Consider the following 11,926-nt stretch of genomic DNA (forward strand, 5'->3'; position numbering starts at 1 on the left):
CCATGGTATACCCCTTTCAAAGACGCAACGAAACCATCGAAGAATCCTCGGTTATCCCGTATCTTAAAAAAAGAATATTCGATTTTTTGAAATTACCGGGCACCAAAATCCTGGACGGAAAAAAAATCGAAACGAAATTTTATCCGTACGCGAATTTAGGAAGTTCGATCCGAATTTCCTCCGGCAAACTCGAGTTTAAGATCCATTCTTCCTATTTAAAGGCGCAAACGGAAGAATTGGAGGCGGTCATCGATCTGCTTTTATACAAACTTCTCAAGAAACCCGTTCCGGAAAACTTGAACGCAACGATCCGAAAATTTTACGATCGTCAAAACGAACGGAAAAATCGAGCCGATAAAAACCGGAAAAGAATCGAACGTTCTCCGAAACAAAACGCGCGGCTTCGAGAGATTTTGGTCCGGCTGAACGATTCTTATTTAAAAATCGATATAACAGACTTGGAAATTTTTTGGGGAAAATCGAAGTCTAAAACGAGGCTCGGTCATTACGATCCGGCCCATCACATGATCGTAATCAATCCGATTCTATCCCTTGAGTATGTCCCAGGCTTCGTATTGGAATACATCGTCTTTCACGAACTGCTCCACGTTTATTTTCCGGTGACGAGAAAAAGAGGAAGAAACGTCATTCACGGCGCGGAATTCAAAATCTTTGAAAAAAAATTTCCGGATTACAAAAGGGCGAACGTTTGGCTGAAGTCCAAATTCTATCAGACGATGATTTTACATACTTGATCTATTTTGAATTTTATGGTTTTTTTATATTCGAAAAAAGAGGGACCCGATGCATCCGAAAGTATTTGAAACTCTTTATATTCGTAAAAACTACGTGGACGACGAATTGAGAAATCACCTAAAAGAAATGCAAAGTCTGAATTACCGTTCTCTCGGAGAATACGACCGTGGCGTTTACGACGGTTACGTTCAGGCGATCACCGAAATTTTAAAAAAGATAGAACGGAAATTTTCGCAGGCGGGATGAATTGTTTCGAATATTGGTTTTAGGTTCCGGCGCGATCGCCGGGCTTTACGCGGGCAAACTTGCACAAGCGGGTTGCAGTTTGGACTTTTGGGTCCGAAAAAATTCTTCCGATCTGAAAAAGAACGGGTTTGAAATCGAAAGCCAACCTTGGGGAAATTTTAAATTTCCAACGAACGAAGTCTTCGAAACGATTCCCGAGAATTTAGAGAAATACGATCTCATTCTCAACTGTTTGAAATGTCTTCCCGAGATTCGTTTGGAAACGATCTTAGGAAAAAAAATTCCCGAATCGGTTGCGATCCTGCTTTTACAAAACGGAATCGGAATCGAAGAACCCGTCTCAAATCTGTATCCGAACAACGAAATTCTCAGCGGACTCGCCTTCGTTTGTGCGAACCGATTGAACGACGGAAAAATTCTCCACTTGGATTACGGAGAATTGACGATCGGTTCTTGGAACAGGAAGGATTCTTCCGTCGCAAAAACACTTTCGGATCTTTTTAACGGCGTGGGAGTTCCCACACAAATCACCGAAACGATCCGCCAAGCGCGTTGGAAAAAACTGATGTGGAACGCGCCCTTCAACCCGATCAGCGTCCTTTCCGGCGGAAAAAACACTTCCGAAATTTTGGCGCAGACGTTCGGACGCAAACTTGTGATCGAAATCATGAAGGAGGTCCAACGACTTTCCAAACTGGACGGAGCCGAGGTTCCCGAAACTCAGATCCCTACGTTCATCTCGATGACGGAAACGATGAAACCCTATAAAACGAGTATGCTTTTGGATTTTGAAGCGGGAAGACCGATGGAAATCGAGTCGATACTCGGAAACACCGTTCGTATCGCGGAAAAAAACGGATTAGAAATTCCGCATATTCAAACTTTATATTCTCTTTTGAAACTGAAGGAAAATCTATAAACGCGGCACGTTACAAAGAATTGAGAAGTTTTTTGATTCCCTTTTCCAATCCGTCCAAGGATAAAAAATACATCGGAATTTGATTTTCGATTTCTCGGATCGTAGGCGCGTCCCAATACTTCTTCGGTTCTGGATTTAACCAGATCGAATCTTTGAAATGTCTTCGAATTCGTTTTAAAGAATCCATACCCGATTCCGGATTTTCGGGAAGCCGAAAGTCCGTCCGAAACCGACTGTGATAATAACCGTATGTGGAATCGAGCAATTCATACGGCGCCATATATGCGTCTCCGATCAGGATCAGTTTCGTATCATCGCTGTGTTTTTTGAAGATTCTTTGCAGAGAAATCGGGGTTCTCATGTTCGCCTTAGGATACACGGCGTCATAGATGATATTGTGAAAGTAATAGTAATGAAATTCCTTGAAGTGATTGATCTGATGACTCGCTGAAAAGAGTTTGTTGACCCGTTCTGCGTGCGATGTCATACTTCCGCCCGTATCCATAAGAAGAAGAACCTTGAGTCCGTTCTTTCTCGATCTTTCAAATTCGATCTGAATGTCTCCCGCGTTTCTACAGGTAGAATCGATCGTTTTCGGAAGATGAAATTCGGAAACCCCTTCCTTTCTCAGATTTCTGAGTTTCTTTAGGGCGGTTTTGATCTGACGTACGTCGAGTTGTTCGTCCGTTCTGTATTCTTTATAACGTCTTTCTAATGCTTGAAACACTGCGGAACGGTTTCCCGCTTCGCCGCCGACCCGAACTCCTTGCGGATTCTTACCGCCGTGCCCGAACGGAGAACTTCCCCCCGTGCCCACCCATTTGCTTCCGCCGTGGTGTTCTCCTTTTTGTTCTTCCAGTCTTTTTTTCAATTCCTCCAAAAGTTGTTCGGGTGGGATCAAAGAAGGCGGAAGTTTATTAGGATTATCGAATATTTGATTGAGCCAATCCAACAGTTCCTGTTTGAACTCGGGTTTTAAGGCTCCTTTTTCTCCGAAGATTTCGGAGAACACAAGATCGAACGCGTCGAAGTATTTGATGTCCTTTACCATGCAGGCTCTGGAAAAACGGTATAATTCGTTTAGATCGATCCAGGCCTTTTGATGTGTTGTATAATGATCCACAACTTTCAAAAAGTCGAGAAATTCTCCCGTTGTTACCGGAACTCCTTCCGCCTTAAGCCTGTAAAAGAAAGGGATAAACATTCTAATTTCTGAATAATCTCAGATCCTCTTCGTTTTTGATCAAGGCGCCTAAGAATGGAATTCTAACCTCTTCCTTCAAAACGGCTCCTTGGTGGACCAATATCTGAATCCAATCCAAAAGTTCGCTCGTGCCCGGTTTCTTTTTCAGATCGTCCATTCTTCGTATGAGATAAAACATCTCAAGAGCCTTGATGAGAAGCGTATGACCCACTCCCGGATAATGAGATAGAATGATCTTTTTCATAAATTCCGGATCAGGAAATTCTATATAATGAAAAATGCATCTTCTTAAAAAGGCCGCTGGTAATTCCTTTTCGTTGTTGGACGTGATGATCGTCAGAGGACGATGTTTCGCCTGAACCCGTTTGGAAATTTCGGGAATAAAAAATTCCATACGATCCAATTCCAACAGAAGATCGTTCGGAAATTCTATATCTGCTTTGTCGATTTCGTCAATGAGTACGATCGATTTTTTATCAAGATCAAACGCTTCTCCCAACGCGCCGAGCCGGATATAGTTTTCTATATTCTTTACCTTTTCGGAATCCTCCGAAAAACGGGAATCGTTGAGTCTGGATACAGCGTCGTAAAAATACAAACCTTCCTTCGCTTGTGTGATGGACTTGATATGCCACGTATAAAGGGGAAGTTTTCTTTGATCGGCAAGATATTCGGCTAAAAGGGATTTTCCCGTTCCGGGTTCCCCCTTTAAAAGCAAGGGACGAGAAGTCACCTCCGCAAGAAGAATCGCTTCTTCCAAAGCGGGAGACAATAGATACGTTTCTGTGGATAGTTTCATGAGAATACTTGGATTGATTCTAACGTTATAGTTCTTCCCTGCAAGAGAAAAACCTTTCTTTTATCTGACTTCGAAAACTACGCTGTCGACGATTTTTCCGTTCGAATCTTGTATGGAAAGAATGTGGAACCCCCGTTCCGGTTTCCAAAAAACTTCCTTATCCTTTATCCTTTGAATTTCTTTGCCGTCCAAAATCCATTGAAATCCTTTCGCAAAAAACGAAGCGGAAAAATGAATCTTCTGTTTTCCGTCCGGAATATCCGGATCGATCGCGTAGATTGTTTCGTTACCGGGAATTAAGATTTTCGGAATCGAAGAAGACTCGGTGATCGGTCTGCTTGGAAAATCGTTGTATGCCTCCCAGGCGCGGGGATTCGGCTGTTGATCTCTTTCCTGAAGAAGATTCATCACAGCGTTCCAAATCGGAGCCGCGCCGGTAACTCCGCTCACGTCCCACATCGGACTTCCGTCCATGTTTCCGACCCAAACTCCCACCGTATAATTTTTGGAATATCCTACGCACCAGTTGTCTCTCATGTCCTGCGACGTTCCGGTTTTGACCGCCGTAAAAAAACGAGTGCTTAGATGATTGTTCAACCCGAAGGAAAGAGATCTGTATTCCCGATTGGAAAGAATTTCGGATAACGTGTTCGAGGTTTCTTTCGTATAAACCCGGTTCCACACGTTCCCTTCGAACCCATTTTCCAGAATCGCTTGTTTTGCTTCGTTCGGATAAAACGTAGGCGAAGAGTTCATTCCGTCGTTTGCAAGAGTTCGATAGGCGTTCGTCAATTCGAACAATGTAACGTCCGCGCTTCCCAAAGCGAGGGAAGAGCCGTAAAAATCCGCTCGTTCCAAACCGCTTAGGCCGAGTTCCCGCAATCGTTGCACAAAACCGGGAACGCTTACGAGATCCAATACGTGAATCGCCGGAATGTTTAAGGACGAAGCGAGCGCATACTTCGCTTGTACGTTTCCGTGATAAACATCGCTGTAGTTGGAAGGTTTATAAATTCCGGAAACGGCCTTCCATTCGAACGGACTATCGTCCAAAATCGAATTCGGTTTTAAAACCTCGTTCTCAAATGCGAGCGCATACAAAAAAGGTTTCAAAGTGGAACCCGCTTGTCTCCTGGATTGGATCGCGTCCACGTAATAGGAGGAACTTCCTTCCAGATTTCCTACGTAGGTAAGAATCGCGCCCGATCGATTGTCCAAAACGAGAATTCCCGTTTCGGCCACGTTCTTTTTTTTCAATCCGTCTATTATGTTTTTTGCAAGTTCCGTGATCTTCCATTGAAGATCGAAATCCAATGTCGTTTTAATTTTCGCGGCGCCGGAAAGAATCCCAGGGTTTTCGCGGAAAATCTTTTGAGCCGCGTGCAGCGCGATTCCACCCGTGGAAGGCAATGCGTTTAACTTTGCAGTCGCCTGTTTCGAAACGGTTTCAAACGAATCGCAGAGTTCTTCCCTTCGTATTTTTTTGGAAAGAATACAACTTCTTCTCGCCAAGGTTTCCGAATTGGCGCCCGGAAACGGAAGCAAGGCCACAAGAAGAACGGACTCGGTGTCGCTTAACGCGGAGGGTTCTTTTTGAAAAATTCCTCGGCTCGCGGCGCGTAAACCCCTCAGTTCTCCTCGGAACTGGGCCAGATTCAAATACGCGGTAAGAATTTCGTTTTTGGTCCAGGTTTCTTCGATTTTCTCGGCGAGATTCATCTGTTCCCATTTATCAAAAATACTTCTGCGCCCGGGTTTGGTGCCGAGAAAAATTCCGGCCAGCTGCATGGAAAGAGTACTCGCACCCCGTTTCGAATTTCCGAAAATTCTATCCTTAAGAGCTCCGAGAATCGCGAGTTTATCCACGCCCGAATGTTCAAAGAAACGTTTGTCTTCCTGTAAGAACAGGGAAAGAAGTAAGGTCTCGGGAATTTCCCCTTCTTCCGTCCAAGCGAGTTTTCTTTCCCGAGAATTCCAGCGAATCGTCTGCAGAATTCTTCCGTGAAGATCCAGAATCGTTCCGTCCGAAGAATGATACGAATTCCGAACCTCGCGATACGAAGGAACGGCTTCCTCCGCACTCATCACATTCGAAATCAAGAATATTCCAATGTAGCAATATACGAATAAAGCCGAACCTCTGAAAATTCTCCCCATACGAAAAATCTATTCTTTGTTCACGGTTTGATCCGGGTTCGGAAGTTCTGCGAACTGATCGGGAAGATACATCGCTTCGGTCCGAGTCGGAGGCAGTATGAATTTTCCGCTGTGATTGATTCGATATACGTATTCCAAAGTCACGGAACCCGCGGGTAAGTATTCGAAATACGCGGTATATCCTTCCCATTTTCTTTCCACAAAAGTAGGAGAAGACCACCAATCCGTTTCCTTTGCCAATTCTCCACCGGAACGAGAATCGTTTCCGAGTCCAGAACCCAAGATGCTCGCGCCCGCGGGAATCGGATCTCGTACCGCGATCCAGGAAAGGGCGGATTCGGTATAAATTTTTAAACGGACACGCACAACGTCTCCTTCCTTAAAGGAGGATTTTTTACTTCCGGATTCGTCCAGGATTTCCTTTTCCATTCTCATCCCGCTTTCCAATTTTTCCTTTAAGGGAAGAGCGGCCTTCGTATGAATCACGGCGTACGGTTTACCGTTTCCGTTTTGAACGAATTCCAAGTTCTGCGTGCTTCTCGGCATCGGGATCGAAATCGCGGGCGGATCTTTTTTATTCTTCCATTCCAAAGTGTTCGTGTTGTTTTCCAACTTCACGACCGTGTTTCCTTCCACGGAATCCTTTTCGAATTGTCTCGAGTAGGATTGAAACGCGAGAATTCCGAGAGCGTTTGCGGGTGTGATGTCCCAATGACCTTTGGATTGTCTTGCGATCGCGCCTCGAATCATTCTCGGAAGATCGTCTTTCCAGTTCGGATCCTTTACGACGGATAGAATGGTTCTCATCACGGTAGAATCGCTCGAAGATAAAAGCCACCAGAGAACCGGCTCGTCCGTTAAATTGTAAGAGGTTCCCTGAATTCTAAATCTGGATTTTAAAAGAATGTCCAATTGAGGAATCTGATTTTTATATATTCCCGATTTTGAATATAGATTTCTGAGGCTGATCAGAATATCCGAAGGAAGAATTTTCGGATCGGTTTGAACGCTTCTGATCACGTCGTCTCCGACCGTTTGAAAACGGGACATCGCGTCGAGAACGATGATCTTTCTCAAAAGAAAATCGGTGTTCGAGATATAACCGTTTCTATAAATCAAACCGTTTGTATATCGATTGAGAGCTTCCAAAAGGGTCGTCCTCGCCGCTTCCGGAATCTTATAACCGGATTCGGCCGAAAGAATGAGCACGTAAGCGGTTAAGATCTCGCTTCCGTACCAGGACATTGGAAAGAATTTCAAAAGACCGTCCCCGTCGAAATAGGAACTCAGTTGATCCATGGTCTGATTCCAATCCTTCTCGGAACCGGCCGCGACCGCCTTGGAAAGTTTTTGCTCGAGACAGGAGTACGGATAAAAACTCATGTATTCTCTGGAAGTGAGAATCGCTCCTCCCGTTAAGGAAGATTTTAAGCTAATTTCCAGTTCTCCGCTTCCCTCGATCGCTTCCTGATTTTCCTGAATCGGAACGCTGAGGGTTCCGTCTTCCAAACGACGGAACGTGGATTGAAGCACACGAACCGGCACCGATTCTCCCACCTTTTGTCGGAAACGAACCGAATCCGTAAAGGAGCCTCCGCCGGTTTCCTTGGTTTGAAACTCGTAAACGATCTCGTTCTTTTTCGTGGGAATCGCAATGTTCCAAAGTACGTTCGCGGATTCTCCCGCTTTCAATTGTATATTCTTAGTTTCTAATTTAAGATCCGGCGATGTTTTCGGACTGATCTCCAACTCGAGAGTTCTTTCCGTCGTGTTCTTTAAGGAAAGTCCGCTTTGAACGTTGTCCTTTTCCCTTGCAAACGGTGCGATCGAAGGATACACCAAAACGTCTCTTGTGGTCTGAATCTGAGTAGAACCCGAACCGAACTTGTCCTTTCCGGAATGAACGATAGCGACGATCTTAAACGATGTCAAAGAATCGTTCAACGGAACTTCCACTTCCAAGAATCCGTTTTCGTTCGGTTTTAAATCCGGTTTCCAAAAAAGAAGAGTGTCGAACAACTCGCGCGTCGTGGACCCGCCCCCCCCGCCTCCGGGTGGAAGACTTTTTAATCCGAAGTGCCTTCTTCCCACGACCTGAAGTTGTGCGGTGGAAGTTTCCACGGAGTTGCCTCGTTCCCGCATCATCGCGCGAAGAAGATCCCAGGTATCGTTGGACTTCAGTTCGAGAAGACCTTGGTCAACGGCGGCTAACGTAATTCTTGCGTCCTTCTTGACTTGTGCGGAAGGATGATCGATCTGAATTTTCACCTTGGCTTTTTGTCTGGTTCCGTAAACGGTCTTATCGGTTTCCACGCGAACCGGGACCTCGAACGGTTTCCAACCGACTCGGATCTGAGCGACTCCCAATCGAAAGGAAGGTCTCGCCAGATCCACAAGCGCGGTTTCTTTCGGGCTATCCACACGTCCTCGAACCGCGAGCACCGAAACGAAAACGTTCGGAGCAAAGGAAGTTTCCACCGGAATTTCGATTACGGGTTCTTTACCGCTCAAGGTTTTGATATAAGAATTGATGATCCCTTCCCGTTCCACAGTGACAAGAGCGGTCGCTTCGCGAAACGGCATTCTCACTTGAAACTTCGCCTTTTCACCGGCTTGGTATTCTTTCTTTTCGGGAAGAAGATCCATACGATCGTGATCGCTTGCGGCAAACCAAAAATCGTCCTTACCGGTCACCCAAATGGAAGAATGCGCTTTTACGTCTTCGCCGGATAAGGAGGCTTCGAAATAAATTTCTCCGGTCGATTTAACGGGAGCGTTGCAGAATAAAATTCCTTTTGCGTTGGTTTTGCCGGAGCAGAATTCTCCGAGTTCGTTGATCTCGTATTTGTGTTCGTAGCTGTAAAAGCCGCCGACCAAACGTTTTCGATTGGAATAATAATTTCTTGTAAACGCGGTGACGTTTACCTTCTTTCCTTCCACCGGGATTCCTTTTAAATCCAAGACCGCGACCTTAAACTTAACTGCGTCTTGAACCGCGGCCCAACCCTCGGGCGCGATTCCGATATGATACGCCGAAGGATAAATCGGAAAGGATCGGTAGGCGCTTTGAATTTCTCCGTTCGGATCTCTGTATTCGAGTTCGGTTTCCAACACTTGTGTCGTATCGGATTCGGGAATCGACTTCACCGTGGTTTCAAAAAATCCTTTCGAGTCCAAGGTCAAAGGAGTTTTCGTAAACTCAACCGCATTTGTGTTCGATGATTCTTCGTTGTCGTCCGATTTTTGATTCACCTTACCGTTGCTAAACGAAAAGTCGGAATAATCCGGAAAATAAACTCCTCCTCCGTTTGTAACTCTGGTTCTGAGTAAAACGGGGATTTTACCGGCGCCTCCGCCCGAAAGATAACGAACGCTTCCCGTAAGCCCGATCTTAGAAGGAGAAACGTTCGAACCGGAGGTTTGAAAGTCGGCCTTCATCAGAGGAACTCTAAATTCTTCGACCCTGAATTCTCCGGCGTAAACCTGACTTCTATCCTTGCCCGGAAAGTCGCTTAACGAAATCCGATAAACCCCGAGGCTCGCCTCTTTTGGAATCTTAAATTGAACCGAACTGGTTCCTTCCGGAGACCACTTTAAAGAAAGTGAATATTCTTTATCACTACCCGAGTGAACGATTTTTGCGAAAGCCGGATATTCGTTTTGACCGGGAACCTCGAAACCGAAGGAACGTTTTCCCCTCGACACGAGTTTCATCGAAAGGGTTTCACCCGCGCGGAACAAGGTTCGATCCAAGATCGGATGAAATAGAACGTTGCTGTCTCCGTAATCTCCGGGAAGATTGAATCTCCAGTTTTCGATTCCGTTTTGCCAACGCGTATGAGTGAACGTAAAGTCGTCTTCCGAAACCGCGGTCAAAAACAAACCGTTGTCATACGATCTCCAAGAACAATACGGGGCCTTTGACTTTGTGGGAATTCCCTTTACGATCAGAGTTCCGTTCGGACCGGTTTTCCCCACGTAGATCTTTTCGTTTTTACAATTAAAAATCTGAATATCCGCGTTCGGAACGGGTTTTGCGTCGTTCAAACGCGTGACCCAAACCAAGGAAGATTCTTTTCCCCATTTGAAATGCAAGGATAGATTGGTGACAAGAGCCGCTGTGCGAACGTAAAACGGTTGATTGGTTCCTAATAAAGAATTTCCTAATACGTCCGATTTCATTTCGACGACGTGAAACCCCGGCTTCTTCAACGGAATCCCCACAACTTCAAAACGTCTTGTGCCTTGTTTGCTCTGAAGTTTGATCTCGTTCGTCGGCGGAGGATTTTTAGAAGGATCAAAGATGGAATAACGATGTTCCAAGTTTTCGATCGTCTTGAGATATTGAACGATTTCACCGATCTGAGTGGAATCGAGAATCATTTCTCTTCCCGTAAACTGTTGTCCGCTTTGTCCGCCGTTCGGATTCTTTTCGTCCTTACCCGTAGCCCAGTTGAGAATCTCCTTTCCCTTATCCTTCAACTTATCGAATTGTTCTTTGATCTTATCCTGCGTATCGGGAGAAGTTTTCACCTGATACAAACGAACCGGATTCTCCGCTTCGAGATTTCGAATCGTAACGGGAAGAATCGCCTCGGGAAATCGTTCCAAAATTCCGAACTGAGAAGCGAACTTCAAAAGAGGAGGATAATCGTCCGTCGAGACGCTGAGAGGAAACGAGGATTGATTGACGAGAGGACGACCCGCGTCGTCTTTTATGCCCGAAGGAAGAAGAATTTGAAACTTCGATTTCGGCGAAAGCGGCGTTGGAAAACGAACGCCGTATTCATACGTTCCGTTCTCACCGGAAACGACCGCGGGAATCGTTTTCCCGTCGCTTGTCTGAAGTTGAATCTTTTTAAGAAGATCGACCGCAACCGGAGAATTGAAGTTTACGGTCAAAGGCAAGGAAGGAATACAAGCGGCTTTCGCGTTCATTCGGTCGCAATTGAAGGTCGCACGAAAGGCTTCTCTTACGGTATATTCAATTTTTCTTGTGGAGCTTCTGGGAACACCCGATTTGGATTTGAGTCCTTGTTCCAAAACGAGGTAAACTTTTTTACCGCTCGCAAATTTCTGATCCGGCTTGAGCAAAAACGTACGTTCCGTTTTTCCTTCTCTGTAGTTCGCCTTTAGGATTTGTTTTTCTACGGAGCCGCCGACCTTGCTAAAACCGATCTTGTCTCGAAGTCCTTCGGTTACGAAATAAAGATGATCGCTCATCGAGGAAGAATCGGGTTCGGAATCCAGATCCACGATAAAAATCTGATCCTCGTCTATGATTCCTCCTTCGTAAGGAGAGGAAGAATCCATTTCGGGTCCGCCCGTGTTGAAGGAGAATTTTTCCCCTTCGTTCAAAGAATTTCCGGCCACCGATTTGACCTTTTTCGTTTCGAAGATACATTCCACTCCGCCCGGAAGAACGTCTTGAAATTCGAGAACCCAGTTTTTGTCGTCTACCCAACGTTGTGTTCCTTGCACCGGACAACGGATCTCGAATGGATAGAGGGAGAATTTCGGATTTCCCAACGGAATCATAGACTCCGAAAACTTAGCCCGGATCTGAGACGGTTTTTTCACCTCACCGGTAGGACCGAACTCGATTCTTACCTGAGCGTGAATCGTTCCCGCAAAAAGAAACAAAATCAGTAAATAAATTTTAGAAAAAGATTTGGTGGGAATTCCGAAGGAAAAATTCTTCCCTTTGAAAAGTTTCTCATATTGTAAAACGAAAGATTGGAAGGTTTGCGAAAAGTGGATCCAAGGACTCAAGGGTTTCTCCCGAAACGGAAAGTTATTTCGGAAAGAAAACCCTAAGTCAAAAAGAGAAGCAAGCGAAAACCGA

The 11,926-nt window shown here is 45.3% G+C and carries 7 protein-coding genes; 3 read left to right on the forward strand and 4 right to left on the reverse strand.

Going from position 1 to position 11,926, the window contains the following annotated elements; translation table 11 throughout:
* Positions 1-2: 2 nt before the first annotated feature.
* From LEP1GSC052_RS05675 to LEP1GSC052_RS05685, 3 genes are read left to right on the forward strand one after another with little or no spacing between them, the layout of a single operon-like run.
* Positions 3-755, forward strand: a complete 753-nt coding sequence (locus LEP1GSC052_RS05675) for a M48 family metalloprotease (protein ID WP_020986010.1) — start codon at positions 3-5, stop codon at positions 753-755.
* A 49-nt stretch (positions 756-804) separates the two neighbouring features.
* Positions 805-1,002 carry a hypothetical protein gene (locus LEP1GSC052_RS05680; protein WP_010574850.1) on the forward strand — a complete coding sequence of 66 codons (198 nt, stop codon included), beginning with the start codon at positions 805-807 and terminating at the stop codon, positions 1,000-1,002.
* A gap of 1 nt (position 1,003) precedes the next feature.
* Positions 1,004-1,921, forward strand: coding sequence for a ketopantoate reductase family protein (locus LEP1GSC052_RS05685; RefSeq protein ID WP_010574851.1), 918 nt, complete (start codon positions 1,004-1,006; stop codon positions 1,919-1,921).
* Positions 1,922-1,931: 10 nt separating this feature from the next.
* Here the strand turns inward: LEP1GSC052_RS05685 and LEP1GSC052_RS05690 are convergent, their stop codons facing one another.
* Genes LEP1GSC052_RS05690 through LEP1GSC052_RS05705 form a run of 4 tightly spaced genes read right to left on the reverse strand, consistent with a single transcriptional unit; the run spans position 1,932 to position 11,853 of the window.
* The gene (locus tag LEP1GSC052_RS05690; protein WP_010574852.1) at positions 1,932-3,125 is read right to left on the reverse strand and encodes a hypothetical protein; all 1,194 of its coding nucleotides are present in this window, start codon (positions 3,123-3,125) and stop codon (positions 1,932-1,934) included.
* 1 nt (position 3,126) lies between these two features.
* Positions 3,127-3,924 carry an AAA family ATPase gene (locus tag LEP1GSC052_RS05695; RefSeq protein ID WP_040912869.1) on the reverse strand — a complete coding sequence of 266 codons (798 nt, stop codon included), beginning with the start codon at positions 3,922-3,924 and terminating at the stop codon, positions 3,127-3,129.
* 60 nt (positions 3,925-3,984) lie between these two features.
* Complete coding sequence (pbpC, locus tag LEP1GSC052_RS05700) at positions 3,985-6,081, reverse strand: penicillin-binding protein 1C (protein ID WP_020986798.1); 2,097 nt, start codon at positions 6,079-6,081, stop codon at positions 3,985-3,987.
* 9 nt (positions 6,082-6,090) lie between these two features.
* Positions 6,091-11,853 carry an alpha-2-macroglobulin family protein gene (locus LEP1GSC052_RS05705; RefSeq protein ID WP_020985639.1) on the reverse strand — a complete coding sequence of 1,921 codons (5,763 nt, stop codon included), beginning with the start codon at positions 11,851-11,853 and terminating at the stop codon, positions 6,091-6,093.
* Between the last annotated feature and the right edge of the window lie 73 nt (positions 11,854-11,926).

It is taken from the genome of Leptospira kmetyi serovar Malaysia str. Bejo-Iso9 (genome assembly GCF_000243735.2).
Taxonomy (GTDB): Bacteria; Spirochaetota; Leptospiria; order Leptospirales; family Leptospiraceae; genus Leptospira; species Leptospira kmetyi.

Bases quoted from the DNA above. Each gene is read 5' to 3' on its own strand.
- pbpC (WP_020986798.1), bottom strand. From the start codon at position 6,081: ATGGGGAGAATTTTCAGAGGTTCGGCTTTATTCGTATATTGCTACATT.
- LEP1GSC052_RS05695 (WP_040912869.1), bottom strand. From the start codon at position 3,924: ATGAAACTATCCACAGAAACGTATCTATTGTCTCCCGCTTTGGAAGAA.
- LEP1GSC052_RS05680 (WP_010574850.1), top strand. From the start codon at position 805: ATGCATCCGAAAGTATTTGAAACTCTTTATATTCGTAAAAACTACGTG.
- LEP1GSC052_RS05675 (WP_020986010.1), top strand. From the start codon at position 3: ATGGTATACCCCTTTCAAAGACGCAACGAAACCATCGAAGAATCCTCG.
- LEP1GSC052_RS05690 (WP_010574852.1), bottom strand. From the start codon at position 3,125: ATGTTTATCCCTTTCTTTTACAGGCTTAAGGCGGAAGGAGTTCCGGTA.